This window comes from Mesorhizobium sp. M0491, from assembly GCF_040321265.1.
Classification (GTDB): Bacteria; Pseudomonadota; Alphaproteobacteria; order Rhizobiales; family Rhizobiaceae; genus Mesorhizobium.
This window is the reverse complement of sequence record NZ_JAMYRE010000013.1, coordinates 41,993-68,860: the sequence shown is the minus strand read 5'-3', so window position 1 is coordinate 68,860 and position 26,868 is coordinate 41,993. Positions and strand designations below refer to the sequence as shown.

The 26,868-nt window shown below is 64.0% G+C and carries 28 protein-coding genes; 16 read left to right on the top strand and 12 right to left on the bottom strand.

Annotation, left to right across the window (positions count from 1 at the left end; all coding sequences use genetic code 11):
* Positions 1-3: 3 nt before the first annotated feature.
* The gene (locus tag NKI69_RS18300) at positions 4-2,739 is read left to right on the top strand and encodes a DUF4118 domain-containing protein (RefSeq protein ID WP_023810135.1); all 2,736 of its coding nucleotides are present in this window, start codon (positions 4-6) and stop codon (positions 2,737-2,739) included.
* Entirely contained in the window at positions 2,736-3,428 is a 693-nt protein-coding gene (locus tag NKI69_RS18295) for a response regulator transcription factor (protein ID WP_023810134.1), read from the top strand. The genes NKI69_RS18300 and NKI69_RS18295 overlap by 4 nt, the downstream gene beginning before the upstream one ends.
* Positions 3,429-3,440: 12 nt before the next feature.
* On the opposite strand, the gene NKI69_RS18290 is transcribed toward NKI69_RS18295, so the two are convergent.
* The 7 genes from NKI69_RS18290 to NKI69_RS18260 form a co-directional block, all read right to left on the bottom strand.
* Entirely contained in the window at positions 3,441-4,877 is a 1,437-nt protein-coding gene (locus tag NKI69_RS18290; protein WP_023810133.1) for an MFS transporter, read from the bottom strand.
* Positions 4,878-5,087: 210 nt separating this feature from the next.
* The gene (locus NKI69_RS18285) at positions 5,088-5,567 is read right to left on the bottom strand and encodes a DUF992 domain-containing protein (RefSeq protein ID WP_023810132.1); all 480 of its coding nucleotides are present in this window, start codon (positions 5,565-5,567) and stop codon (positions 5,088-5,090) included.
* A gap of 93 nt (positions 5,568-5,660) precedes the next feature.
* Positions 5,661-6,137 carry a DUF992 domain-containing protein gene (locus tag NKI69_RS18280; RefSeq protein ID WP_023810131.1) on the bottom strand — a complete coding sequence of 159 codons (477 nt, stop codon included), beginning with the start codon at positions 6,135-6,137 and terminating at the stop codon, positions 5,661-5,663.
* A gap of 201 nt (positions 6,138-6,338) precedes the next feature.
* Positions 6,339-7,181 (bottom strand): tetratricopeptide repeat protein, encoded by an 843-nt coding sequence (locus tag NKI69_RS18275; RefSeq protein ID WP_023810130.1) that lies wholly within the window; start codon positions 7,179-7,181, stop codon positions 6,339-6,341.
* 138 nt (positions 7,182-7,319) lie between these two features.
* A complete protein-coding gene (gene rpsU, locus NKI69_RS18270) occupies positions 7,320-7,598 on the bottom strand; it encodes a 30S ribosomal protein S21 (RefSeq protein ID WP_023810129.1) in 279 nt (92 codons plus the stop codon).
* 177 nt (positions 7,599-7,775) lie between these two features.
* Positions 7,776-8,162 carry an SET domain-containing protein gene (locus tag NKI69_RS18265; RefSeq protein WP_023810128.1) on the bottom strand — a complete coding sequence of 129 codons (387 nt, stop codon included), beginning with the start codon at positions 8,160-8,162 and terminating at the stop codon, positions 7,776-7,778.
* A 108-nt stretch (positions 8,163-8,270) separates the two neighbouring features.
* Entirely contained in the window at positions 8,271-9,029 is a 759-nt protein-coding gene (locus NKI69_RS18260; RefSeq protein WP_023810127.1) for an SDR family oxidoreductase, read from the bottom strand.
* Positions 9,030-9,298: 269 nt separating this feature from the next.
* Between NKI69_RS18260 and NKI69_RS18255 the strand changes: the two genes are divergently transcribed.
* From NKI69_RS18255 to NKI69_RS18220, 8 genes are all read left to right on the top strand, one after another.
* A complete protein-coding gene (locus NKI69_RS18255) occupies positions 9,299-10,552 on the top strand; it encodes a sarcosine oxidase subunit beta (RefSeq protein ID WP_023810126.1) in 1,254 nt (417 codons plus the stop codon).
* Positions 10,552-10,992, top strand: coding sequence for a hypothetical protein (locus tag NKI69_RS18250; RefSeq protein WP_023810125.1), 441 nt, complete (start codon positions 10,552-10,554; stop codon positions 10,990-10,992). Before NKI69_RS18255 ends, NKI69_RS18250 begins: the two co-directional genes overlap by 1 nt.
* An 11-nt stretch (positions 10,993-11,003) precedes the next feature.
* Complete coding sequence (locus NKI69_RS18245) at positions 11,004-11,315, top strand: sarcosine oxidase subunit delta (RefSeq protein ID WP_023810124.1); 312 nt, start codon at positions 11,004-11,006, stop codon at positions 11,313-11,315.
* Positions 11,312-14,305 (top strand): sarcosine oxidase subunit alpha, encoded by a 2,994-nt coding sequence (locus tag NKI69_RS18240; RefSeq protein ID WP_023810123.1) that lies wholly within the window; start codon positions 11,312-11,314, stop codon positions 14,303-14,305. The genes NKI69_RS18245 and NKI69_RS18240 overlap by 4 nt, the downstream gene beginning before the upstream one ends.
* Entirely contained in the window at positions 14,298-14,882 is a 585-nt protein-coding gene (locus NKI69_RS18235) for a sarcosine oxidase subunit gamma (RefSeq protein ID WP_023810122.1), read from the top strand. Before NKI69_RS18240 ends, NKI69_RS18235 begins: the two co-directional genes overlap by 8 nt.
* A 59-nt stretch (positions 14,883-14,941) precedes the next feature.
* Entirely contained in the window at positions 14,942-15,172 is a 231-nt protein-coding gene (locus tag NKI69_RS18230; protein WP_023810121.1) for a hypothetical protein, read from the top strand.
* A gap of 76 nt (positions 15,173-15,248) precedes the next feature.
* Positions 15,249-16,034, top strand: a complete 786-nt coding sequence (locus NKI69_RS18225) for a ThuA domain-containing protein (RefSeq protein ID WP_023810120.1) — start codon at positions 15,249-15,251, stop codon at positions 16,032-16,034.
* A gap of 64 nt (positions 16,035-16,098) precedes the next feature.
* Positions 16,099-17,148 carry a Gfo/Idh/MocA family protein gene (locus NKI69_RS18220; protein ID WP_023810119.1) on the top strand — a complete coding sequence of 350 codons (1,050 nt, stop codon included), beginning with the start codon at positions 16,099-16,101 and terminating at the stop codon, positions 17,146-17,148.
* A gap of 50 nt (positions 17,149-17,198) precedes the next feature.
* Here the strand turns inward: NKI69_RS18220 and NKI69_RS18215 are convergent, their stop codons facing one another.
* From NKI69_RS18215 to NKI69_RS18195, 5 genes are all read right to left on the bottom strand, one after another.
* A complete protein-coding gene (locus tag NKI69_RS18215) occupies positions 17,199-17,447 on the bottom strand; it encodes a DUF680 domain-containing protein (protein ID WP_352722279.1) in 249 nt (82 codons plus the stop codon).
* Between the two features lie 172 nt (positions 17,448-17,619).
* A complete protein-coding gene (locus tag NKI69_RS18210; RefSeq protein ID WP_023810117.1) occupies positions 17,620-18,258 on the bottom strand; it encodes a TetR/AcrR family transcriptional regulator in 639 nt (212 codons plus the stop codon).
* 164 nt (positions 18,259-18,422) lie between these two features.
* Entirely contained in the window at positions 18,423-19,454 is a 1,032-nt protein-coding gene (locus NKI69_RS18205) for a phosphotransferase family protein (RefSeq protein WP_352722276.1), read from the bottom strand.
* On the bottom strand, positions 19,451-19,936 hold the full coding sequence (locus NKI69_RS18200; protein ID WP_023810115.1) for a MaoC family dehydratase: 486 nt from the start codon (positions 19,934-19,936) through the stop codon (positions 19,451-19,453). The genes NKI69_RS18205 and NKI69_RS18200 overlap by 4 nt, the downstream gene beginning before the upstream one ends.
* 38 nt (positions 19,937-19,974) lie before the next feature.
* Positions 19,975-20,790 (bottom strand): SDR family oxidoreductase, encoded by an 816-nt coding sequence (locus NKI69_RS18195; protein WP_023810114.1) that lies wholly within the window; start codon positions 20,788-20,790, stop codon positions 19,975-19,977.
* Positions 20,791-20,905: 115 nt separating this feature from the next.
* On the opposite strand from NKI69_RS18195, the gene NKI69_RS18190 reads away from it, so the two are divergent.
* From NKI69_RS18190 to NKI69_RS18165, 6 genes are all read left to right on the top strand, one after another.
* Positions 20,906-22,147, top strand: coding sequence for an acyl-CoA dehydrogenase family protein (locus NKI69_RS18190; protein ID WP_352722274.1), 1,242 nt, complete (start codon positions 20,906-20,908; stop codon positions 22,145-22,147).
* Positions 22,148-22,199: 52 nt separating this feature from the next.
* On the top strand, positions 22,200-23,237 hold the full coding sequence (locus NKI69_RS18185; RefSeq protein ID WP_023810112.1) for a zinc-binding dehydrogenase: 1,038 nt from the start codon (positions 22,200-22,202) through the stop codon (positions 23,235-23,237).
* A 215-nt stretch (positions 23,238-23,452) separates the two neighbouring features.
* Positions 23,453-24,616, top strand: coding sequence for a glycosyltransferase 87 family protein (locus NKI69_RS18180; protein ID WP_023810111.1), 1,164 nt, complete (start codon positions 23,453-23,455; stop codon positions 24,614-24,616).
* A complete protein-coding gene (locus NKI69_RS18175; protein WP_023810110.1) occupies positions 24,609-25,598 on the top strand; it encodes a glycosyltransferase in 990 nt (329 codons plus the stop codon). Before NKI69_RS18180 ends, NKI69_RS18175 begins: the two co-directional genes overlap by 8 nt.
* Entirely contained in the window at positions 25,595-26,404 is an 810-nt protein-coding gene (locus tag NKI69_RS18170) for a ChbG/HpnK family deacetylase (protein WP_023810109.1), read from the top strand. Before NKI69_RS18175 ends, NKI69_RS18170 begins: the two co-directional genes overlap by 4 nt.
* Entirely contained in the window at positions 26,401-26,811 is a 411-nt protein-coding gene (locus tag NKI69_RS18165; RefSeq protein WP_023810108.1) for a GtrA family protein, read from the top strand. Before NKI69_RS18170 ends, NKI69_RS18165 begins: the two co-directional genes overlap by 4 nt.
* Positions 26,812-26,868: the final 57 nt, after the last annotated feature.

Here is a 26,868-nt window from a genome sequence, read left to right as displayed (position 1 = left end):
CCGATGCCGGACGACAGAAACAACGACGCCAGACCTTCTCCCGACGCACTGCTTGACCATGCCGAGCGGGAAGGTCGCGGCCGGCTGCGGATATTCCTGGGTGCCGCTCCCGGCGTAGGCAAGACCTATGAGATGCTGATGTCGGGCCGCGCCAGGCTGACCGACGGCGTGGATGTGGTGATCGGTGTCGTCGAGACGCATGGGCGCAAGGAGACACTGGCCCTGGTCGAGGGTTATGAGGTCATTGCCCGCCGCAAGGTCGACTACAAGGGGCGCATCCTCGACGAGATGGACATCGACGCCATCCTCGCCCGGCGCCCGGCGCTGGTTCTTGTCGACGAACTCGCCCACACCAATGCGCCCGGCAGCCGCCATCCCAAGCGCTATCTCGACGTCCAGGAAATCCTGACGCACGGCATCGACGTCTACACGACGCTCAACATCCAGCATGTCGAAAGCCTGAACGACGTTGTCGCCCAGATCACCAAGGTCAGGGTTCGCGAGACGGTTCCCGATTCCATCATCGACCAGGCCGACGATGTCGAGATCATCGATCTCACTCCCGACGACCTGATCAAGCGGCTCGAGGAAGGCAAGGTCTATTTCCCCAACACCGCGCAGCGCGCGATCGAGAACTATTTCTCGCCGGGCAATCTGACGGCGCTCAGGGAGCTGGCGCTGCGCCGCACCGCGCAGCGCGTCGACGACCAGTTGCTGATCCATATGCAGGCCCACGCCATTCCTGGACCGTGGGCTGCGGGGGAAAGGGTACTCGTCTGCGTCGACGCGCGTCCGGGCGGGGCGGCGCGTATTCGCTACGCGCGCAGGTTGGCCGACCGGCTCCGTGCCCCGTGGACGGCGCTGCATGTCGACAGCCCTCGCTCGGCCAGCATGCCCGAAGCGGACAAGGATCGGCTCGCTACGAACCTGCGGCTTGCCGAACAGCTCGGCGCCGAGGTGACCACCATTCCCGGTCAGAACATCGCGCAGGACATTGTTCGCCATGCGACGGCGAACAATTTCACCCATATCGTGGTCGGCAGGCCGACCCGGTCGCGCTGGCGGGAATTGATCGAAGGCTCGCTCACCTACGATCTCATCCGCAACGCCGGTGACATCAGCGTCCATGTCATTTCAGGAACCGAACGCAACGCCGAGGTGACGTCGAGGAGTGTCAAGGCGGCGGACGAGCAGTGGCAGTTCGAGATCTGGCCCTATCTCAAGGCCACGGCCTTTGTCATCGGTTCGCTCGCCTTCGCCGTCGTTCTCGACCAGTTTCTCGACGTTCGCAACCTGGCGATCATTCTTCTCATCGGCGTACTGGCATCGGCGGTAACCGGCGGTCTGTGGCCGGCTCTGTACGCTTGTTTCGCCAGCGCCCTTGCTTTCAATTATTTCTTCCTGGAGCCTCGTTATACGCTGACGATCCGGGATCCGGAGAGCATCGTCGCGCTTGGCGTCTTTCTCGTCGTTGCGGTCATCGCCAGCAATCTGACGGCGCGCGTGCAGCGCCAGGCGGTCGCCGCCCGCTCGCGGGCGCGGGCCACGGAAGACATCTACCTCTTTTCAAAGAAGCTCGCCGGCGCCGGCACGCTCGACGACGTCCTTTGGGCCACGGCCTTCCAGATCGCCTCGATGCTGAAGCTGCGGGTGGTGCTGCTTTTGCCGGAAGACGGGACCATCACCGTCAAGGCCGGCTATCCGCCCGACGACACGCTGGCCGAAGCCGACATCGCCGCCGCCCGCTGGGCCTGGGAGCACAATCGTGCCGCGGGTCGCGGCGCCGACACGCTTCCAGGCGCCAAGCGCCTCTATTTGCCCTTGCGGACGGGGCGCACGGCCATCGGGGTCGTCGGCCTGGACAACGACAAGCAGGGTCCGCTGCTGACGCCCGAGCAGCAGCGGCTGCTTGACGCACTGGCCGACCAGGCGGCGGTCGCCATCGAACGTATTCAATTGGTTGCCGACGTCGACCGTGCCAAGCTCGCGGCCGAGGCGGACAGGCTGCGCTCGGCGCTGCTCACCTCCATTTCCCATGATCTGAAAACGCCGCTCGCTGCCATCATGGGCGCGGCTGGCACGCTGCGGGATTTTTCAGTCGCGCTTCCCGAACCGGACCGGGCCGAACTGCTGTCGACGGTGCTGGACGAATCCGAGCGGTTGAACCGCTTCATCGCCAATCTGCTCGACATGACCAAGATCGAGTCCGGCGCGATGGAGTCGAACTACGCCTTTCACTATGTCGGCGACATCGTCGGCTCCGCCTTGCAAAGGGCCAGGAAAATCATTGGCGAGCACAAGATCGAGACCGACATCCCCAAGGATTTGCCGATGTTGAAGGTCGACCCGGTGCTGTTCGAGCAAGCGTTGTTCAATCTTCTCGACAATGCGGCGAAATATGCCCCGGCAGGCTCGACGATTCGCATGCAGGGTTGGACCGACAATGGCTCCGTCCTGCTGCAAATCATGGATGAAGGGCCAGGCATTCCTCCCGGCGATCTGGAACGGATTTTCGACACGTTCTATCGAGTGCGCAAGGGCGACCAGATCCGCGCCGGTACGGGGCTCGGCCTGTCGATCTGCCGCGGCTTCGTCGAAGCGATGGGTGGCACGATCATGGCGGCAAACCGGACCGACGGTTCGGGCGCGGTGTTCACCATCAAAATGCCCAGGCCGGCAAATCCGCCCAATTTCGACGCTTCGAATACCGACGACCACGATGTGGGTGACCTGGCATGACAAACTCGAACGTCAGAATATTGGTCGTCGATGACGAGCCGCCGATCCGCAAGCTGCTGCGCGTCGGGCTCGGCAGCCAAGGTTATGCGGTCAGCGAGGCGCCGAACGCGAAGGTGGCGATCGAGCTGATGGAGGCGGAGAAGCCGGACCTCGTCCTGCTCGACCTTGGGCTGCCCGGCATGAGCGGCCATGAACTGCTGCGCAAATGGCGCGACGATGGTCTCGACATTCCAGTGGTCATCCTGTCCAGCCGGACCGACGAGGCCGGCATCGTCCAGGCCCTGGAACTCGGCGCCGACGACTATGTCACCAAGCCTTTCGGCATGAATGAGCTGGTGGCGCGCATTCGCGTGGCGCTCCGCCACAAGTTCCAGCAGCAGGGCGAGAAGCCGATTTTCCAGACCGGCGATCTCAGCGTCGATCTGGTCAAGCGCATCGTCAAGGTCGAGGGCAAGGAGGTAAAGCTCTCGCCGAAGGAATACGACATCCTGCGCATGCTGGTGCAGCACGCCGGCAAGGTGCTGACCCATCATTTCCTGTTGAAGCAGGTCTGGGGCGACTCGACCGACGTGCAGTATCTCAGGGTCTATGTGCGGCAGCTCAGGCAGAAGATCGAGAAGAGCCCCGACCAGCCGCGCTACATCACCACCGAGACCGGCGTCGGCTACCGCCTGCGCGAGGTCGAGTGAGCAGGCCAGGTTTTAGCCGATAGCTTCCCGTGGCTGGCCAAGCGGTCTGGAAACCCGCAAGGCCGCGAGGCAGCCGACAATGCCGAGCGGCACGAAGGCAAGAAACAACCACGACGCGACATTCGCCGCCGCGTCGTGGTTCAGACCTTGCGAAAAGCCGCTGGCGTTGGCGACGATGCCGGCGAGTGCGGCGCCCACGGCATAGCCGATGCGCTGCATGGTCGGCACCGCCGCCGAGGCGATGGTCTGCTCGCCCTCCGGCGCGGAGGCCACGATGACGCGCGTGAGGAAGGGCCAGGCCACGCCGAAGCCGCCGCCTTGCAGCAGGGCGCAGATCAGGATCAGCGGAATGGAGCCCAGCGGTATCGCATACGCAAAGCCTGCGATGCCGGCCGCGATCATCACCGCGCCGCCGACGATGATCAGCCGCTCGCGCTGCGGCGGCGCGTTGGCGACCAGGATCGACAGGATCGACCAGGCGATCGATTCGGCGGCGATGATGTAGCCGGTGGTCAGCAGCGGAATGTCGTGAAGACTGGTCAGCAACAGCGGCCCGTAGACGCCGAAGGAACAGGTCGCCACCGAAAAGGCGGCAACCATGGTCATGCCGGCGCCGACCGGCGTGCGCCACGAGAACAGCCGCGCCGGAAACAGCCGCGAACGCGGCTTCAGCGCGTCGATGGTGAAGAACAGCACCAGGCCTATCAGGCCGAAGGCCATCAGCAGCGAAGAGCGCAGCAAGGCGATGTCGACGCCGGCCGAGGCAATCAACACCACGGCGACGGCAAGGCAGCCAAGGGCCGCGAACGGGAAGGGCGGCGCCTTGCCCGTGCTCGTCTTGGGTTTCGTCGCCTGCGGCGTGTCGAGCACGATGAAGCTTGCCAGCGCCATGGCAGTGCCGCCGAGAGTAAAGATGCCGAAGGCCCAGCGCCATGACAACAGCTCGGTCATGATCGCGCCGAGCAATGGTCCGCTGAAGGCGGCGACGCCCCAGATCGCCGACATGATGCCGAAAAGCTGCGGCCAGATGGCGCGCGAGAACAGTCGTTCGACCGAGACGAAGGCCAGCGACACCAGCGCACCGCCGCCAAGTCCTTCGATCAGGCGGCCGGCGAGGAACAGTGGCATGGAAGGCGAGGTGGCGCATATCAGCGCGCCTGCTGCGTAGAGCAGCGCGGCGACCACCATGTTGGTGCGCAAGGGGACATAACTCACCAGTCGTCCGGCGGCTGCGCCGGCAACGATGGCGCCGAGTTCGTAGATCGCCAGCGACCAGCCGACGAGCTGTACGCCCGCCAGTTCGCCGACCATGGCCGGCATCACCGTTGCCACCATCGTCTCGTTGGTGGCGTGCAGCAGGATGCCGAGGCTGATGAAGCAGAAGCGCGCCAGGTCGCCGCTTGCCCACAATAAGCGCCAGTCGACCCTGTTCGTGCTGATCTCGGTCATTTCCACCCCTGTCTTGCATATCTCGACGCCAGCGCAGCACGCCAGAAGCCAGTACGGGTTTCCGGCAGGACCATGCGAATCGACAGCGCCGGATCGAGGCGTTGTGGCGTTCGGGGCAGGCTTGTAAAACCTCAACCGGGGTTGAGCTCAAGCGGTTTTTTTGAAGATCGTTCGCGCGGCAGCCTTTCCGGTTGCGGGTTCGTTGCGCGATCAGTTCTCGGTGCTGCGCAGCTGGAATTGGCTGACGCCGATCGCGAGGTTCATGCCGGTCTGCGTCTGCAAGCTGAGCGGCTGCAAGGTGAAGGCCTGAGAGGAGCCGCCGACCAGCAGATTGGCGCCGGCGCCGACGGCGGCCGTCACCTCCGCGCTGGCGCCGATGTAGTCGCCGGCCAGCGCACCCGGCGCATAGATGTTCTTCAGCGGCGTCAGCACGATCCACTGCATGACCGTCTGCTTCGTCGTGCCGATGTCGAGGCCGTATTTGTTGACAGCGCCGAAATAGGCTTCCGGCGCGAAGCTTTTGTCGGCGGGGTTAAAGGTGCAGCTCAGATCCTTGCTTGAGCCGAAGATGAAGCCGGTGCCGCCGCCTATGGCGCAGTCAAGCGTACCGACTTCCATGCCTCGGTCCTGCGCCTGCACCGCTCCGGATAGCGTGGTGAACATGGCGGCAGCTATGGCTGTCTTCAGCATGATGGTTCCCCTCCAAAATCAAACGGCGCGAAACCATCCTATTTGGTTCCGCGCCGCGGGGTGAGGGGTCATGGAGCGCACGGCTCCATGTAATCACTTGAATGAGTGGATCAGCTGGAGCGAGGTCACGGCCACGGCAAGGTTGACGCCGGTCTGCGCCTGGACGCTGAGCGGCTCCAGCATGAAGGCGCTGTCCAGGCCGCCAACCAGCAGATTGGCGCCGCCGCCGGTCACCACGCTCGCTTCGGCGTTGACACCGTAGTAGCTGCCGGCGAGATCGCCTCCGTCACGGTCCCGGGTCGCAGCCAGCACGGCCCAGACGAGCTGGCCCTGATGCGTCTGGCCGACATCGAGGCCGATCTTGGAGATGACGCCTGTGTAAATCTCGGACGGCCCGTGATGATGAGGCCGGAAGACACAGGACACGCCCTTGTTGGAAGCGACGATATAAGCGGTGCCGCCGTCGATGGTGCAATCGAGCGTGCCGAGTTGCAGCTTGCCGGCGCTGGCCGGAGCCACCGCGAACATCGTCGTGGCGAGGGCAGCGGCGCAGGCGAGTTTCTTGATCATGGGAGGGTCCTTTCGCAAAATACTTTCAACAACGGCTTGGGTGGGTAGACCGTTCCGCCGAAAACTTGGCGCGATCAAGGCAGGGGCCGAAAGCCTCCTGCCGGGGTTAATGCGCGGTTGCGAAGTGCGTCCTTTCGGACACGCAAAGAATCCCGCAGCACTTGGATGTCATGCGGATTTGTATGGGAAGCCGAACCGAGATCAGCTGACGCGGGCGAGGCCATCCTTGGCCGGCTGGTAGGTAGGGTCGAGGCGAACGGCTTCCTTATAGGATTTCGCGGCCTTCGCCTTGTCGCCGCGCCGCTCATAGATCAGCGCCTGGTTGGACCAGGCCTCGGCATTCCTGCCGTCGAGCTTGATCGCCATGTTGAAATCGGAGAAGGCATTGTCTTCGTCGTTGGTCGCCAGATAGGAGAGGCCGCGGCCATTGTAGGGTTCGGCGGCGTCCGGCGCCAGCGAGATGGCGGTCGAGAAGTCCTCGATAGCGAATTTGTGCTGGCCCTGGCTCTGATAGATCAGGCCTCGATTGTGGTAGGCGCGCGCGTCGGTCGTATCGAGCTGGATCGCCTTCTGAAAGTCGTTGAAGGCGTCCTGGGTGCGACCCGCCTTGCGGTAGAGATTGCCGCGGCCGATATAGGCGGCGTCATAGTTCGAGTTGATCTGGATCGAACGGTTGTAGTCCGCCAGCGCGGCTTCCTGGTTGCCGAGGAAGCGCTGGATGAGCGCGCGATTCGAATAGGCCTGGAAGAAATTCGGATTGAGCTGGATGGCTTGATTGAAATCCTTGAGCGCCGCCTGGTACTGACCGCCACGGCCATAGGCCGAGCCGCGCACATTGTAGCCTTCGGGATCCTGGGGATTGCGCTGGATGACCGCCGACAGCGAGGAAATGTTCTCGCTCGACCCTTGCGCCTTGTCGATGTTGTTGAATTCACCGGTCGGGCCCGCCGTTTGGCAGCCGGCAAGCGCCAGTCCGGAGAGCAGGGCTGCTGTCAGGGCGAAACCACGCAATGCGGTCCCGCGCTCCACGCTCGTTGCGTTCATGTCTGCCCTGTCCTCACTTCAAGCCGCGTCGTTCAGGTCCGGCTCCCCCTCCGGACCGGTCACATCAAAACAAAAAGGTGGCGGCGATTCCACATCGCGCCACCTCTGATATCCTTCGAAAAGGACGAAAAATTGGCGTTAGAACCGCGGCGGACGCGGAGCGCCACCTGCACCGCCGGCGGCGCCAGCAGCGACCGGGCGCGGCGTCATCGGCAGTAGGCCTTCGCGCTGGGCGCGCTTGCGGGCCAGCTTGCGGGCGCGGCGAACGGCTTCAGCCTTTTCGCGGGCGCGCTTCTCGGACGGCTTCTCGTAGTGACCGCGCATCTTCATTTCACGGAAAATGCCTTCGCGCTGCATCTTCTTCTTGAGAGCGCGAAGCGCCTGATCAACGTTATTGTCGCGGACGAGTACCTGCACGGGCAATCCTGTCTTTCGGGTTTGATATCAACAGGCAAGCGGCCATAGCCACTAGCCTCCGCGGCGGTTTACACCACGAATTGTGGCGGCTGATAGCAGAATCATGCCGCGCTGTCCACAGCGGAAATGAATTTGCGGGGCCAGCCGCCGTCTGTTTGCCTTGATATAAGGAGCCGACTAGGCCGTCGCGAGGTGCAGCAACTCGAAATTTTCGAAGAACTCGCCGTAGTCGCAGGTGATCTCCTCGCCCACGCCGATGTCGCGGGTCGCGGTGGCCCCGCCATATTGCGAAAAATCCGTATTCGGATTGCTGGAATGGTTCATGAAGCGGCCATTGTCGACTTCATAGACCAGGAAACCTGGCCGGTCCGGGCTCGGATAGGCATAGCGGTCGAGCAGCTCCCTGAGATGCGGGGGTGCCGTCTCGTATTTGTCCATGGGGATCAGCCGGTCGAAATCCGGATCGAGCCGCCAGATCGAAGCGCCTTTCCTGATCGGCTCCGCGGCGAACACGCCGACACCTTCGATCGCACTCGCAGTCACATAGGTTCTGATCAGCATCATGGTTCCAGACCCGCTTTTGGACATAAACGGAATCGCCAAATCGCGGCGAAAAATCAAGAGCGGCCGTTTGCCTGGCGGTTATGAGCATGCATCCCGCCGCTGGAATCTTCACGTCCGGTTGATCGACACGCCGCCATCGGCAAACAGAGCCGCTCCGGTGGTGAAGCTCGAGGCGTCGGAGGCGAGATAGAGTGCCGAGCGGGCGATCTCCTCCGGCATCGCGATACGCTTCAAAGCATGCAGGCCTTCGACGAAAACCCGTGATTCCGGGGTCTTGAAGGTTGCCGCCGGTGTGTCGGTGCCGCCGGGCAGCAGCGCGTTGACCCGCACGCCTTTCGGGCCGTATTCGGCGGCCAGCACCTGTGTCAGTCCGATCAGGCCGGCCTTGCTCGCGGCATAACTAGTCATGCCGGGCATGCCGACTGTGTGACCAACGAAGGTGGAGGTGAAGATCAGCGAACCGCCGCCGCGCTCGATCATTGCCGGCACCTGGTATTTGGCGCCGAGAAACGCGCTGGTGAGGTTGGTGTCGAGCGTCTTTCGCCATCCCTCCAGCGGCAGGTCCGAAATCGGCCCCATCCGGCCAACGGCGCCGGCATTGTTGAAGGCGATGTCGAGCCCGCCGAACTTTTCGACCGCCAGATCGACAAGGGCCTTTGCATAGGCTTCGTCCCTGACATCGCCGGCAAGCGCGATGGCCGCGCCATCATTGTCTTCTATCTCGGCGACGAGCGTATCGAGCTCGGCCTGACGGCGGGCGGCGACGATGACCTTGGCGCCTTCCTCGGCAAAGAGTTTTGCCGAGGCCCGGCCGATGCCGGAACTGGCGCCGGTGACGATGGCGATCTTGTTTGCGAGTGCGAACATTTTTGCATCCTTTTCTTCGCGCCGGCCTGACCGGCAGTTGGGGTGCTTGGTCGCAGATCGAGGCAAGGCGAGCCACCCGATACGTGCCAAGATGCTGGAAAGCGCCGACGCACCAGATGCGTCTTTTTCACCACGGCGCAAAACGGCAAGCGCCGTCGCAAACAGCGCAAGGGTGGAAGTGCTGTTTCGCTAGTGATACACCTCGCGCGCCGGGACCGAACGAACGCCGGCCGCCATTCGCGAAGCCTTTTTGGGGCGAGGTTGGGACGTTGAAGAAATATTCGGTATTCGCCATCGCCCGGGAAGCCATGCGCGGCCACAAGGGCTGGGAGGAACAGTGGTCCTCGCCTGAGCCCAGGAAAGAATACGACGTCATCATCGTCGGCGCCGGCGGCCATGGCCTGGCCACCGCCTATTACCTCGCCACGGTGCACGGCATCACCAATGTCGCGGTGCTGGAAAAGGGCTGGCTCGGCGGCGGCAACACCGGCCGCAACACCACCATCATCCGCTCCAACTATCTCTATGACGAGAGCGCCGGCATCTACGACCACGCGCTGAAGCTGTGGGACGGGCTCAGCCAGGAGCTCAATTACAACGTCATGTATTCGGCGCGGGGCGTCATGATGCTCGCGCACAATGTGCACGACGTGCAGGTGCTGAAGCGTCACGTTCACGCCAACCGGCTGAACGGCATCGACAATGAGTGGCTGACGCCGGAGCAGGCGAAGGAATTCTGCCCACCGCTCAACACCTCCAAGGAGGCGCGCTATCCGGTGGTCGGTGCGTCGCTGCAGCGGCGCGGCGGCACGGCCCGTCATGACGCCGTTGCCTGGGGCTATGCGCGCGGCGCCTCGGCGCGCGGCGTCCACATTATCCAGAATTGCGAGGTTACCGGGGTCAAGCGGGCGGCCAATGGCGCGGTGATGGGCGTCGACACGACGCGCGGCTTCATCGGCGCCAAGAAGGTGGGCGTCGTTGCCGCCGGCCATTCCTCCGTCATCATGAACATGGCCGGCGTGCGCATGCCGCTGGAAAGCTATCCGCTGCAAGCGCTGGTGTCGGAACCGGTCAAGCCGGTGGTTCCCTGCGTGGTGATGTCGAACACGGTGCACGCCTATATCTCGCAGTCCGACAAGGGCGAGCTGGTGATCGGCGCCGGCACCGACCAGTATGTCTCCTACTCGCAGACCGGCGGCTTGCACATATTGCAGCATACGCTCGACGCCATCTGCGAGATGTTCCCGATCTTCACGCGCATGAAGATGCTGCGCTCGTGGGGCGGCATCGTCGACGTCACGCCCGACCGCTCGCCGATCCTGGCCAAGACGCCGGTGCCCGGCCTCTATGTCAATTGCGGCTGGGGCACGGGCGGCTTCAAGGCGACGCCGGGATCGGGCCATGTCTTTGCCCATACGATCGCCAGGGACGATCCGCATCCGATCAACGCGCCCTTCACCATCGAGCGCTTCCGCACCGGACGGCTCATCGACGAGGCGGCGGCGGCGGCGGTGGCGCACTGATGATGGCGCAGATGGCTGTCGCGATGCCGCTGATGCTGGCGGGGGAACAAGTGCTGGCGGGGGAACGGGGCATGTTCCATTTTCCCTCGCCGGACGAAGTGCGCACGCAGCCGATCAGCCGCACCGGCAACGAAACCGTCTGGCCGTTTTCGGTCGATGACGGCACGCTGGCCTGCGTCTGGAGTGGCGGCCAGAGAGTGGTGATGTTCTTCGAGGGACGACCCGAAGGACTCGACGAGGCCGAGACATTCCAGCCGCGTCAAGTCATCGTCACCACCGATCCGATGCAGCTCACCCTCGGCAACATGGCGTCCCGCGATCTGTTTCGTCCCGCTGCAAGCGTGGAAGAGCGCATCCGGCTCGTCGCACCGTTCGCGACCTTGGGACAGAAGCTTTGCGATCAACCGGCGGGCGCCCACGTCGGCCACGGCGAATTGTAGGAACCAGGACAATGCTTCTCATCCGCTGCCCCTATTGCGAGGAAGAGCGTCCGGAACTCGAGTTCCGCAACGCTGGCGAGGCGCACATCGCGCGCTCGGCCAATATGGCCGGCGAGAGCGACGACGATTTTGAAAAGTTCTTCTTCATCCGCTCCAACCCCAAGGGCATCATTTATGAGCGCTGGCGGCACATGCATGGCTGTGCGCGCTTCTTCAATGCCGTACGCGACACCGTCACCGACAAATTCGTCATGACCTACAAGGCCGGCGAGCCCAAACCCACCAAGCTGCCGAAAAACTCCAACGAAGTGGTTGCCAAATGAGCGGCGCGTTCCGCATTCCCGGCGCTGGCCGCTTCAGCCAAGCCAAGACCGCGCGGTTCAGCTTCGATGGCCAGTCCTATGCCGGCATCGAGGGCGACACGCTGGCCTCGGCGCTGCTCGCCAATGGCGTCCATCTCGTCGGCCGTTCGTTCAAGTACCACCGTCCGCGCGGCATCCTGTCGGCGGGCGCCGAGGAGCCGAACGCCCTGGTCGAAATCAGGCGCGACGCGGCACGCAAGACGCCGAACGTGCGGGCGACCGTGCAGGAGCTCTATGATGGGCTTGATGCGCAGTCGCAGAACCGCTGGCCGTCACTGTCCTTCGACCTCGGTGCGGTCAGCGATATCGCCTCGCCGCTGCTTTCGGCCGGCTTCTACTACAAGACCTTCATGTGGCCGAAAGCGGCGTGGAAGACGCTCTATGAGCCAAAGATCCGCGCCGCGGCCGGTCTTGGCGTTTCCCCGGACCAGCCGGATCCCGACCATTATTCATCGCGCTATGCGCATTGCGACGTGCTGGTGCTGGGCGGCGGTGCGGCAGGCATCGCGGCAGCGCTTGCGGCGGCCGAGACCGGCGTGCGCGTCATCCTCGCCGACGAGCAGGCCGAGTTCGGCGGCAGCCTGCGTTTCGAGAGCGGCGCGAAGATCGACGGCCAGGACGGTTTTGCCTGGGCGCAAGCTGCCGTGGCGAAGCTCGCCGCGATGGACAATGTCCGCGTGCTGTCGCGCACGACGGCGTTCGGCTACTATGCGCAGAATTTTATCGGGCTGGTCGAGCGTGTCAGCGAACATCTGAGGACCCCCGGCCACGATCTGGCGCGCGAGCGGCTTTGGCAGGTCCGGGCCAAGCGCGTGGTGCTGGCCTCCGGTGCGATCGAGCGCCACATGGTGTTTGCCGACAATGACCGGCCCGGCATCATGCTGGCGGGTGCCGCGCGTACCTATCTCAACCACTATGGCGTCGCCGTCGGCAGGAATGTCGGCGTCTACACCGCCAATGATTCCGCCTATGCAGCGGCGATCGACCTGAAGAAAGCCGGCGTCAACGTGGCGGCGATCGTCGATCTGCGCGACAATCCGACCGGACCGGTGATCGATGAGGCGAGGGCGCTCGGCATCGAGATCAATTTCGGCCGCGCGGTGATCCGCGCCGGCGGTAAGCTCAGGGTGTCGTCGATGACCGTGCAGCCGAAGAATGGCGGCGGCGAACGCACCATCGCGGTCGATGCGATCCTGATGTCGGCCGGCTGGACGCCGTCGGTGCATCTGTTCTCGCAGTCGCGCGGAAAGGTCGCCTTCAACGACGAGACCAAGCGCTTCGTGCCGGGCACCTATGCGCAGGACTGCGTCTCGGTCGGCGCCTGCAACGGCACCGATGGGCTGTCGGCCACGGTGGACGAGGCCTATGCGGCGGGCGTCAGGGCGGCGAAAGATGCCGGCGCCAAGGCCGCCAAGAGCAGCAAGCCGAAGGTCGATGCGTCGGAGAGCTGGTCGCGCGGTATGTTGGGCGCGGCGCCCGGCGCCGGGCCGGACACGACGGTGAAGGCGTTTGTCGATTTCCAGAACGACGTCACCGCCAAGGATATCCGCCAGGCGGTGCACGAAGGCATGCGATCGATCGAGCACGTCAAGCGCTTCACCACCAACGGCATGGCGACCGACCAGGGCAAGACCTCCAACATGCACGGCCTGGCGATTGCCGCCGAGGTGCTGGGAAAGCCGATCCCGGAGGTCGGCCTGACCACGTTCCGCGCGCCCTATACGCCGGTCACCTTCGGCGCGATCGTCAGCCATGCGCGAGGTCCGCTGTTCGACCCGACACGCAGAACCGCGATCCATCCCTGGGCCGAGGCGCAAGGTGCCGTGTTCGAGGATGTCGGCCAGTGGAAGCGCGCCTGGTATTTCCCCAAGGCGGGCGAGGACATGCACGCGGCGGTCGACCGCGAATGCGTCGCCGTGCGCAAGACGGCTGGCCTGTTCGATGCCTCGACGCTGGGCAAGATCGAAGTGGTCGGGCCGGACGCGGCCAAATTCATGGAGCTGCTCTACACCAACCCATGGGAGAAGCTGGAGCCCGGCCGCTGCCGCTACGGCATCATGCTGCGCGAGGACGGGTTCATCTATGATGACGGCGTCGTCGGCAGGCTGGCCCCCGACCGTTTCCACGTGACGACGACGACCGGCGGCGCGCCGCGCGTCATGAACCACATGGAGGACTATCTCCAGACCGAGTTCCCGCATCTCAATGTCTGGCTGACCTCGATCACCGAGCAATGGGCTGTTATCGCGGTGCAGGGACCCAAGTCGCGCGACATCATCGCGCCGCTGCTCGAAGGCATCGACATGTCGGACGAGGCGCTGCCGCACATGTCGGTGCGCGAAGGCAAGATCTGCGGCGTGCCGACGCGGCTGTTCCGCATGTCGTTCACCGGCGAGCGCGGCTTCGAGGTGAACGTGCCGGCCGACTATGGCCAGGCGGTCTGGGAAGCGCTGTGGGCCGAAGGCCAGAAGCATGGTGCGGCTGCTTATGGCACCGAGGCGATGCACGTGCTGCGCGCCGAAAAGGGCTACATCATCGTCGGCCAGGACACCGACGGCACGGTAACGCCGAACGACGCCGGCCTCGATTGGGCGGTCGGCAAGAAGAAGCCGGACTTCGTCGGCATCCGCGGCCTGACGCGGCCAGATCTGGTCGCCAAGGGCCGCAAGCAATTGGTCGGCCTGAAGACCAGGGATCCCAAGGTGGTGCTGGAAGAGGGCGCGCAGATCGTCGAGGACCCGAAGCAGGCGATCCCGATGAAGATGATCGGCCATGTCACCTCGAGCTACTGGTCGGAAAATTGCGGCCGCTCGATCGCTCTGGCGCTGGTCGCCGGCGGCCGCGACCGGATGGGCGAGACCCTCTATGTGCCGATGCCGAACGGGGTGATCGAAGTGGAGGTTACCGGCATGGTGTTCTTCGACGAGACGGGAGGGCGCCTCAATGGCTAAGGCCGCTGCAAGAAAGACGGCTCCGGCTGCATCGCCTTCGGTCGAACGCCGTCCGGCGCTGGCTGGGCGCAGCACCACTGCCGCCAGCGTCAAGGTCGAGGTGCTGCCGCCGGCCGAGCGCGTTTCATTACGGGCGCCGGAGGCTTCGGTCGCAGCGCTTTCAAAGGCGCTCGGCGTGACCTTGCCGAACAAGCCGAAAACCGCTGCCGCGAACGGCGGGCGCACCGCTCTGTGGCTCGGCCCCGACGAATGGCTGGTCATCGATGAGGCCGACAACGATCCGCTCGCCGATTGCGCCAAAGTATCCGCGCTGCATTCGGCGGTCGGCGTCTCGCATCGCAACATCGCGATATCAGTGACGGGTGCCGGAGCGGCGGCGGCGATCAATGCGGGCTGCCCGCAGGACCTGTCGCTCGACGCCTTCCCGGTGGGAGCAGCGTCGCGCACCATCCTGGGCAAGACCGAGATCGTGCTGCTGCGCACGGGTAACGACGCCTTCCGGGTCGAATGCTGGCGTTCCTTCTCGGACTATGTCTTTACTTTGCTGTCCGAGGGATCGCGCGACGCGGCGGTCTGAACTCGGAACGTTTTGCAGGGCACGCTCGTTCTGCATCCGCACGCCGAGGGAGAATGCCGATGCCGTCGAATTCCGCGCCGAAGTCGCCGGTCATAAAGACATCGGCTGTCCGCTCGCTCGAACACGAGCGGCACGAAGCGCCGAGCGCCGAAGACGAACTCGAGGAAGGCCTCGAAGACACGTTCCCGGCCAGCGATCCGATATCCATCACTGGAACGGCCATTCCTGGAGCTCCGGCAAAACCAGGCAAGGCCAAGACCGTGCCCGGGCGCAAGAGGCGCAAGCCGTAGTTTCCATCGGGCAAGATCTCATCGGGCCTTCTCAATCCCCTTGGACATGCTATTTAAAGCGCTTTGGGAGATGAAAATGCCGACAAAAGCGATCGTATGGGGCGAGAACGTCCACGAGCAGACCAATGAAGCCGTGCGCGACCTCTATCCCTTGGGGATGCACGGCACCATTGCCGCCGCCCTCAACCAGGACAAGGGCATCGAGGCGACCACCGCCACCTTGCAGGAACCCGAACATGGCCTGAGCGAGAAGCGCCTGGCGGCCACCGACGTGCTTTTGTGGTGGGGCCACGCGGCGCATGGCGAGGTCAAGGACGATATCGTCGAGCGGGTGCAGAAGCGGGTCTGGGAAGGGATGGGCCTGATCGTGCTCCATTCCGGCCACTACTCGAAGATATTCAAGCGGCTGATGGGCACGCCCTGTTCGCTGAAATGGCGCGAGGCGGGCGAGCGCGAGCGCGTCTGGGCGATCAACCGCGGCCACCCGATCGCGCAAGGCATCGGCGAGTGCCTGGAGATCGGCGAGACGGAAATGTATGGCGAGCCGTTCGCCGTGCCGGAGCCGCTCGAGACGGTGTTCGTCTCCTGGTACGAGGGTGGTGAGGTGTTCCGATCCGGGCTGACCTACCAGCGCGGTGCAGGACGGATCTTCTACTTCTCGCCCGGCCACGAGACCTATCCGATCTATCACAATGAGGGCGTGCAGCAGGTGCTGCGCAACGCCGTCCATTGGGCGCACAACCCGGCGCCGGCCTGGTCCGGCATCACCAACGCGCCGAACGTGCCGACGGATGCGGCCAAGGAGAAGATCGTGCAGAAGGGGCTGCGCCTGCATGCCGACGGCGACAAGGGCCTGAGTTGATTCGGGCCTGAGCTGATCGGGGCCTGAATTGCTTAAGGCGTGAGTTGATTGGGGCTTGGGGCTAATGCACCGAATTCTTCTGCTCGGCACCGGCGGTATCGCCGGGCATCATGTCGAGGAGTTTGCCGAGATCCCGGGCTGCAGCATCGTCGCCTGTGTCGACCAGGTGCCCGGCCGCGCCGCAGCGTTTGCCGCCGTCAGCAAGATCGGCGAATCTTTCGAGAGCCTGGAGGCGGCGATCGCCTGGGGTCAGTTCGATGCCGCCATCAACGCGACGCCGGATGGTGCGCATATGGCGACGACGCTGGCGCTGCTTGCCCAGGGAAAGCATGTGTTTTGCGAAAAGCCGCTGGCGCCGAACCACGCCGACGCGCTTGATATGACCGAAGCGGCCGAGGCTGCAGGGGTGGTCAACATGGTCAACCTGACCTATCGCAACTCACCGGCGATTCATGAAGCGCGGCGCATGGTGCTGGCCGGCGAGATCGGCGAGCTGCGCCATGTCGAGGCGAGCTACCGGCAAAGCTGGCTGGTCAGCCAGTCATGGGGCGACTGGCGGGTCGAGGACAAATGGCTGTGGCGCTTGTCCAGCCGGCACGGTTCAACCGGCGTGCTGGGCGACGTCGGCATCCACATCCTGGACTTCGCCACCTATGGCGCCGATCAGGACATCGTCAGCCTCCACGCCGATCTGGTGACGTTTCCGAAGGCCGAGGGCGAGCGCATCGGCGACTATCTGCTGGATGCCAATGACAGCGTGGCGATGACGGCCCGGCTCAGTTCCGGCGCGCTCGCCACGATCGCGGCGAGCCGCTACATGACCGGCCACGCCAACGATTTGTCGCTGGCCCTGCACGGCACCAAGGGCGCCATCAGGGTCGAGACCGACGGCAAGGCATCTAACCTGTCGGCCTGTCTCGGCGGCGATGTCGATCTTCAGCAATGGCGAACGCTGGCGCTGCCCAGTGTCAAGCGCAATGCGCGACGCTTTGCCGATGCGCTGGATACAGGCCGGAATGGCGATCCGTCGTTCCGGCGTGCCGCCGACATGCAGAAGCTGATTGACGCGGCCTTCGAGAGTTCAGCGGCGAAGCTGCCGGTTTCGGTCAGCTGAAGTTTCCACCTGACCGGCTTGTGCCGGCCAGAAGTGATGTCCTGCAAATATCAGAACGAGCTCGGCACGATCCAAGGATTGATGTCGATGCCGAGGCGCGGACCTTTGCCTTCAGCGGTATTTTCCATGGCGCCCTTCTTCTCGACCGAACCGGTCGAAGCGCAATCGAGCTTCACGTTGGTCTTGGTGTCAACGCAGGCCGCCACCGGCGCATGCTTGACGGGGTGGGTGGTGTTGGCGGCGAAGGCCGAGCCCGAAAGTGCCAGCACGGCGGCGAGGGTGAGGAGTATCTTTTTCATTGTCAGTCTCCGTTTTCGACGGGTGAATTTCTCTCGTACATGTACGATGCACTGTACATATACGCCCGTCGATCGCGAAGTTCAAGGAAAACCGTACGCGTACAATAAATTTTTTGTTAACCAAGAAACCCCCCAGGTCTGGAGGGGATACACAAACCAAAGGAAACGGCGTTCAGCAGTTGACCGGTGTCTCGGTCAGTGGCGGCACGTTTTGCGTGCTGAGCGTGGCAAGCGTGAAATCGCACATCCGCTTCACGAAGGCCTGCGGGTCGCCGAAGGGGTAGAACGGAAAGGTGATGAGCAGCGAGATCGTGCCGTGGCCGACCGCCCACAGCATGGTGGCGATGGCGCGCGGATCGCCCTGCAATTTGCCGGCGGCGACGCAGGCCTCGACCCTGCTGATCAGCACCTTCATAGCAGGGTTGCTCTCTTCCATTTCGTTGTAGCCTTCTGGCAGCTTGGTCTTTTCGGTCATGAACACGGTGCGGTATTCGTTGGGATTGCCGAGTCCGAAAGCGGCATATTCGGTCATCACCGCCTGCAAGGCCTCGATCGGATCGTCGGACGGATGCTCCTCGATGCGGCGGGCAAGCGTCTCGAATGCATCCTCGGCCAGAGCGAACAGGATGTCCTGCTTGTCGGCGAAGTAGGAATAGACCGACATCGGGGCGTAGCCGACCCGCTTGGCCAGCTTGCGGATGGTCAGGCCTTCATAGCCTTCCTCCTGGACGAGCTTGTGCGCGGCCTCGACCAGTTCGGAGCGCAGTTCGGCCTTTTGTTTCTCGCGGCGTGTCGGGACGCTCGGCGGCAAGATCTGGTGCCTTTGGTTGGTTGGTGTCTGGCTAAATTATATACGCTGTACGGAAACGGACAAGAGCGCGGGAGGTTCCCAAGCGGTATGCTTCGGATCGTGCCGACGCTTGTCGAAGTTGGCGGCACCCGTGATCAGCACCTTTGCTCCGTCAAAGCGGCCCATCACGCCTCCTTGTCGATCAGCTTCGCGGCAAGACGCGAAAGCAGCTTCACCGCCTCGCCATAGGTCCGGGCTTTTTCCGGATTGGAGGCGTTGCCGTCCAGCGCCCGCTTGTAGACGCCTTGGCAGATCGCGGCCAGCCGGAAGAAGGAAAAGGCCAGGAAGAACGTCCAGTTGCCGATACCGGTGAGCCCGCGCCGCCGGCAGTAGGCGGCGACGTAGTCCGTTTCGGAGGGCAGCCCGAGCGCCGCGCGGTTGATGCCGCCCAGGCCGCGAAAACCCGACGCGTGCGGCAGCCGCCATTGCATGCACTGATAGGCGATATCGGCGAAGGGGTAGCCTGATGTCGACAGTTCCCAGTCGAGCACCGCCAGAACTTTTGGCCGGTGGGGCGCGAAGATCAGATTGTCCAGCCGGTAATCGCCATGGACCAGGGAGACGCGGCCGTCATCCTCCGGTATGTGTGTCTCCAGCCAGGCAATCAACCGGTCCATATCGGCCACCGTGCCGGTCTCCGAGGCGCGGTACTGGCTGGTCCAGCGCGCCAGCTGGCGCTCGAAATAACTGCCCGGTCGGCCGAAATCGCCGAGCCCCACGGCCTCGACATCGACCTCGTGCAGCGCGGCAAGAGTGTCGTTCATGGCATCGTAGATGGCGGCGCGTTCATCGTTGTCGCGAGCCTCCGGCAGGGCCGGATCCCAGAAAATGCGGCCGTCCAGGAAATCCATCACGTAGAACATACGGCCGATGGGCGAGTCTTCCGCCGACAGATGCAGCATGGCAGGCACAGGCACGGCGGTGCCGGCAAGCGCGCTCATTACCCTGAATTCGCGATCGACCTGATGCGCCGATTTCAGCAATTGCCCCGGCGGCTTGGCGCGCAGCACATAACGGCCGCTTGCCGCCGTCAAAAGGTAGGTCGGGTTCGATTGGCCGGATTTGAACTTCTCAACTGCCTCAAGGCCGGAAAAGCCAGGTATGTTCGCCTCGAGGTAAGGCGCAAGCGCTGCCTGGTCGAGAACGGGATCACTCATGCCGTCTCGGGCTGGCGTTCGATCAAGGTCAGCGTCAACCAGCGCGCGGTCAGTGCCGGCTTCTTCGAACCCTCGATCTCGATCGTCACGTCATGCGCGGTCTGCACCCAGCCCGACGGCCTGACCTTGACGTCGGCCAGCACGAACCGCGTGCGGATGCGCGCGCCGGTCTTCACCGGCGCTAGGAAGCGCAGCGAATCGAAGCCGTGGTTGACGCCCATCTTGCCGTTTTCCAGCGGCGGCATGGTCTCGAAAGTCATCGCCGACAACAGCGACAGCGACAGGAAGCCGTGCGCGATGGTGCCGCCGAACGGCGTTTCGCGCATGGCCCGCTCCGGATCGCAGTGGATGAACTGGTGGTCGTCGGTGGCGTCGGCGAACTGATCGATCATGCGTTGCGTGACCGCCCGCCACGGCGACACGCCAACCTCCTTGCCGACACTGGCCAGAAGCACATCGAGACTGATCGGTTCCACGCTCATGTCCTCCAGTTCCCCCCGGCTTCTGTGGCCGGAAAATGTCATTCCTTGAACAAGGTCAGCCCATGCTGCACCGACTGTCCGCCGTCGATCGGCAGAATGGCGCCGGTGATGTAGCTGCCTGCACGGCTGCACAAATAGAGCGTTGCGCCGGCAATGTCATCCGGTGCGCCGATACGGCCGATCGGAACATGGCTGCCGACGTGCCTGGCCTGCTCATCCGTGCCCGTGGCGAATGCCGTCATCCGGCTCTGGAAGGGGCCGGGAGCGAAGGCATTGACGGTGATGCGGCGGCCGGCGAACTCGAGCGCAAGGGTGCGGGTCAGATGATGCACGGCTGCCTTGGACGCCGTGTAGGAATAGGCGTCGTCGGCCAGCGGCTGCGTGCCCATCACCGAACCGAGATTGATCACCCTGGCCGGATCGGCGTCGCTGGCGGCAGCGTCGAGCAGTGGCAGCAATTCGCGGGTCAGATGGAAGACCGCGGTGACATTGACGCCAAACACCTTGGCCCAAGCCGAATAGGGGAAGCTTTCCAGCGGCGCGCCCCAGGAGACGCCGGCATTGTTGACCAGAATATGCAGTTTCCCGGTCCGCGCCTTGACCGCGGCGACGAGTGCAGCGATGCCGGCTTCGCTAGAAACGTCCCCGGCGAAGCCCTCGGCCCGGCCCGGTGCACCAAGCTCGTTCAACTCTTCGGCGACCTGGATGCAATCCTCGCCCTTGCGCGACGCGATCATCACGCTGGCGCCGGCCCTGACCAGCCCGGTCGCCGCCATGCGGCCTATGCCGGTCGCGGCACCCGTCACCAGCGCGGTCTTGCCGGCCACCGAAAACAGCTCGTCCAGATAGCTCATCACAATCCTCCGCGCTCGGCATGCGGGCAAACAGTTCGCGTTGACAAGGCTATCCGAAGTACGGTCATCCTTGCCACTGACAAAATGCCTGGCATGCATGAAGGGTTAGCGACCGATGACGGAGATGAATCTCGGCATGACCGAGCGGCTGAAGCCGATCCACGCGCGCGTCGCGGCCATGGTTCGCGACGAGATCATGCCGCTCGACAGGGAATTCCTGAGCGAGGTGGGCAAGGCAGGCAACCGCTGGGTCTACAGTGCGCGCCAGAGCGAGATCCTCGAAGGGCTGAAGAAAACCGCAAGGGAGCGCGGCCTGTGGAATTTCTGGCTGACCGGCTCGGAACGCGGCTACGGCCTTTCCACCGTCGAATATGCCTATCTGGCCGAGGAGATGGGCAAGGCGCATCTTGGCGCCGAGACCTTCAACTGTTCGGCGCCCGACACCGGCAATATGGAGGTGCTGGAACGGTACGGCTCGGCCGACCACAAGAAAGAATGGCTGGAACCGCTGATCGAGGGCAAGGTCCGCTCGGCCTATCTGATGACCGAGCCGGATGTCGCGTCGTCCGATGCCACCAACATTGCCATGCGCTGCGAACGCCAGGGCGACGACTACGTGCTCAACGGCGAGAAATGGTGGGCTTCGGGCGCCGGCGATCCGCGCTGCGCCATCTACATCGTCATGGTCAGGACCGGCGGCGATGACGAGCCGCAGCACCGCCGTCATTCGATGATCCTGGTGCCATCAGGCACAAGGGGTGTGACCAAGGTCCGGGCCATGCAGGTTTATGGCGATGACGACGCGCCGCACGGCCACATGCATCTTCGCTTCGACAATGTGCGGGTACCGACATCGAACCTGATCCTCGGCGAGGGCAGGGGGTTCGAGATCGCGCAAGGGCGGCTCGGTCCCGGCCGCATCCACCATTGCATGCGCGCCATCGGCCAGGCCGAGATGGCGCTCGAGATGCTGTGCCAGCGTTCCTTGCGCCGCGAGGCCTTCGGCCAGAAGCTGGCAAAGCTCGGCGCCAATTTCGACATCATCGCCGAATGCCGCATGGAGATCGAGATGGCCCGGCTGCTCTGCCTCAAGGCGGCGTGGATGATCGACCAGGGCGACGCCCGCGCCGCAGCCCCCTGGATCAGCCAGATCAAGGTGGTGGCACCCCGCGTCGCGCTCAAGGTCACCGACGAGGCGGTGCAGATGTTCGGCGCGCAAGGCATCAGCCAGGACACGCCGCTGGCGCGGTCGTGGACGCATCTGCGGACCTTGCGCCTTGCCGACGGGCCGGACGCCGTGCATCGCCGTCAGGTGGCGCGCACCGAGCTGAAGAAATACACGCAAGAAAAGGTCTGAGCGCCGGCATCGTCATCTGGCGATGCCGACAGTCCAAGCACGGAGTGTTCCAATGGCCGTCCCCTCCGAAATGAAGGCGCTGCTGCTGGTCGGCGACGGCTACACCAGGACGCCGAGCGGCAGTGTGCTGGAGGCGATGGAGCCGTATCTCGAGCCGGGCAACATCGCGGTGCCGACACCCGGACCGACGCAGGTGCTGATCAAGGTCAGCCTCGCCTCGATCAACCCCTCCGACATCGCCTTCGTCAAGGGCCAGTACGGCCAGCCGCGCGCCAAGGGACAGCCGGCCGGCTTCGAGGGCGTCGGCATCGTCGTCGCCAGCGGCGACGAGACCTATCCCCAAAGCCTGATCGGCAAGCGCGTCGCCTTTGCCACCGGCGTCACCAACTGGGGCTCGTGGGCCGACTATGCCGTCGCTGAAGCTGCTGCATGCATTCCGCTGCTCGACACGGTCCGCGACGAGGATGGGGCGGCGATGATCGTCAACCCGCTCACCGCGCTCGCCATGTTCGACGTCGTCAAGGAGGAAGGCGAGAAGGCCTTCGTCATGACCGCCGGCGCCAGCCAGCTCTGCAAGCTGATCATTGGCCTGGCCAGCGGAGAGGGCTTCCGGCCGATCGTCACCGTGCGCCGCGACGACCAGATCGCGGCGCTGAAAGCGCTCGGCGCGGCGCACGTCCTCAACGAAAAGGCGCCGGATTTCAAGGCAGCGCTGCGCGAGGTGATGAAGGCCGAACAGCCGCGCATCTTCCTCGACGCGGTGACCGGGCCGCTGGCTTCCGCCATCTTCGACGTCATGCCGAAGCGTTCGCGCTGGATCATCTATGGGCGGCTCGATCCCGAACACACTGTTATCCGCGAGCCCGGCCAACTGATCTTCCAGCACAAGCATATCGAAGGGTTTTGGCTGAGCGAGTGGATGCGCCAGTTCCGCGATCGCCGCGGCCCGGCGATCCTGGAAGCGCAGAAGCGTTTTTCCGATGGGCGCTGGTCGACCGACGTGACGGCGGTGGTGCCGCTTGCCGAGGCGATGGCGCGGGTGCCAGCGGAACTGGCCAAGCCGAACGGCAAGGTGTTCATCCGGCCTTAGGCCAATTCGAAAGATTCGAGCAGCTTGGACGGGAGGGGCCTCGGAGGGCTTTGCGGGCAGAGATTGCCGGTTATCCGCCGACGCGGGACCGTCAGGCCGATATCCTGGTCCATCAAGCCCCCTATGCCACGCCGCTGCGTCCGTGATATGCCGCCGCCATCGAATGCCGGGACAGGCTGGACTGAGCCTGTTCCGGGATTGTGTGGGGTGCCTTGATGACGATTTCCAAGCCGGTTTTCGACCGTTTGGGGTTTGGCCTGTGGATCGGAGCGTTCCTGGTCGTTCTTGCCATGGTCCTGTGGTCGCCGTACACGCGGACGGTATGGAAGGCCTATATAGATGGCAGCGAGGCGCTTCTGGCCGGTCTGCCACTCTACGACACCCAATCCGAGATGGGGTATCTCTACGCGCCGGCCTTCGCCGCGCTCTACACTCCAATAGTCAAGCTCGGTCCGCATCTGGGCGGCGTGATGTGGCACTCCCTCGGGTTTGCGGTGCTGACCTATGCCGCGATGCGGCAGGTGCGCAAGCTCGGTGGTGACGAGTTGATGTGGCTGCTTTCTTTCGGCCTCTTCCTCGCTGTGCCGATGGCGCTCGGCGCGATCCGCAACGGCCAGGCGACGATCCTTTTGACCGGCGCTTGCTGGCTTCTCACATTGTCGGCGCTGGAAGGACGACGGGCGGAGACGTTCTTCTGGGCTTCGCTCGCCATCATCGCCAAGCCGACCGCGATCATAATGCTGTTGTTGGTAGGAGCCCTTCGGCTTCGGTTGATACCGGTGCTGGTGCTGGCGGTGCTGTTCGTGCTCGCACTGCCTTACGCTTTTGCTCCCGCCGGCTATCTCAACGATCAGTATCGTGTCTTCGCCCAGATGCTGACCTCCATGGCCGTCGAGAACACCAGCCATTTCGTGTCCACCGATTTCACGGCACCGTTCACCACGATAGGGCTGCCGATACCGGAATTCGGCGCAACGATCGTGCGCATGGTCATGGCCCTGCTTACGCTTTCAGCCGTCATCTGGTTCGACCGCAGGCTCGAACAGGGAAAGGCGGCGCTGGCGATCTTCCTGACGGCCACCTTCTACATGTGCGTCTTCAACCCGCGCGTCGAACCCAACACCTTTGCCATGATCGCGGTACCAGCCGGTCTTGCCATCGCCCTGTTGTGGCGCGAAGAACGGGGCGGCGTCCTCGCCTCGGTGCTGTCGATGACGCTGTTCGTGACCGGGCTGAGCGGCGTCGAGCGCCATGTGCACGATTTCCTCTTCCCCTGGTTCCGGCCGGTCGCCGTCACTTTCATCGCCGGTTCGCTGATCTGGTGGTTCTGGGCCAAGGCACGGGAAAAGGTGGTGAATGCGGGAGTCGCGAATGGCTGAGTTGCGACAGAGCCTCGATATCGTTGCGCCATTCTTCAACGAGGCGGCATCGGCATCGGCCTTCGCGCGCCTGCTAGGCGAGCTCGAAGCGGCCGTGGCACAGCGCTTCGGCATGACCGTGCACAAGATCCTGGTCGATGACGGCAGCGGTGACGATGGCGCTGGACGATTTTCGCAAGCGCTGACGGGATCGTGGGAGATCGTCCGCCTCAGCCGCAATTTCGGCAAGGAAGTCGCTGTACTCGCCGGCCTCGACCAGTCGCGCGGCGACATGGTGCTGATCATGGACGCCGACCTCCAGCATTCCCTGGACATCAGCCTGAAGCTGATCGCCGAGCTGGTGGACCATCCGGACATCGACGTCGTCTTTGCCCAGAACGACCGCCGCGAGGCGAGCTGGCGGCGCAGCCAGCTTGCACGGCTTTTCTACAGCCTGATCAACAGCAGCCAGCGTTTCGATATTCCCGAAAATGCCGGCGACTTTCGCGTCATGCGCGGCGCTGTCGCGCGCGCTCTGACCAGCCTGCGTGACAAGCGTCGCTTCAACAAGGGCCTGTTTGCCTGGGCCGGCTTTCGCCAGAAGGCGTTGCCCTATTCGCCGGAAGGCCGCGCCAGCGGCACATCGAAATGGAGCCGGCTCAACCTCATCGCCTTCTCGCTGGAGGGGTTCACCTCGTTCTCCGTCATTCCGCTACGCCTGATCAGTCTTAGCGGGCTGCTCGCGGCGATGGCCGGCGCGCTCTATGGCGCCAAGGTGTTCTTCGAGGTGATCTTCTACGGCATTGCCGTTCCGGGCTACCCCAGCCTGCTGGTTGCCGTCGTTCTGCTCGGCGGCCTCAACCTGACCCTGCTTGGCCTGATCGGCGAATATGTCTGGGTGACGCTCAGCGAGAGCAAGGATCGGCCGGTCTATCTCGTGCGCGATGTCGTGCGCAGCGAGGCCCCCGCCGACCGGCCGGAGCCGGGCACTTCGAACAGATGACGCGGCGCATTCGCCTGATCGCTGACGATTACGGCCTGGCGCCTGGCGTTTCCGCCGGGATTCTCGATCTTCTCGATCGGGGGCGCCTGACCGGCACCAGCTGCATGACCGGCTTTCCCGAGTGGGCAAAGGAGGCAGAGCGCATAAAACCGCTGTGCGGCCGGGCCGCGGTTGGGCTGCACCTCACCTTGACCGACCAGTTGGCCGCCACCGGCCGGTCGGCCTTGGCGCCGGAAGGCCGGCTGCCACCGCTCCGCGCACTGGCCTTGCCTGTTCTGCGCGGCCGCATCGGCGACCGCCATGTCCATGCCGAGCTTGACGCCCAGTACGGCCGCTTCGTCGAGGCGCTTGGCCGCCGCCCCGATTTCGTCGACGGGCACCAGCATGTGCATTTCCTTCCCGTTGTGCGCACATGGCTGCGCACACGGTTTCCAGAAGGCGCCGACAGGCCGGCCCTGCGCGGCGCCCCGGCGCTGGCCGCAGGGTCGAAAGTCGCCGCCATTGCCGCGCTGGCTGCCGGGTTCAACCGCTCGATGCAGCGCGCGGGCTTCATCGTTTTCCAGCCGCTCGCCGGCATCTATGACTGGCGACAGCCCGAAAAGTTCGCTGCGGTTCTGCAGGCGGCCGTCGAAGGGTTGCCGGAGCGAGGGCTGTTCATGTGCCATCCCGGCCATGTCGACGAGACGCTGCGCGCGCGCGACACCATGCAAGATGTGCGCGAGGTGGAATTCGCGGCCCTCGCATCGGACGAATTCGGCGCTGGTCTGGCCCGCGCCGGCGTCGAGATCTTGGACGGCAAGAGATGAGCGAAGCCGATCGGCCCCAGCGTTCGGCCGGCAGCAAGATCGTCCGCTTCGCCATTGTCGGACTGGCGAACACGGCCATCGACCTTGCCAGCTTCTTCCTGCTGCTCAAGCTCGGGGTTCCGCCGGTGCCGGCCAACATCGCTGCCTGGTTCGTCGCCGTCACCTTTTCCTTCGCGGCGAACGGCTTGTGGTCGTTCGAGCGCAATCGAGCCATCCGGCTGCATGATGCGTTCCTTCGTTTCGCCACGCTTGGAGCGCTGATTTCGCTCGGTGTCTCCAGCCTCTCGATCGCGCTATTCGCCGGCATAATCGGGGTGTGGCCGGCGAAAATCGGGGGCGTCGTGGTGGCGGCGGTGCTGAATTTCCTCGCCGCGCGCTGGTCGATCGAAGGTCGGTTGCTGAGATAGCCGGAATTATTTTTCTTACGAAATTCCGGACGAAAAACCGCTACACACTTTCCTGGA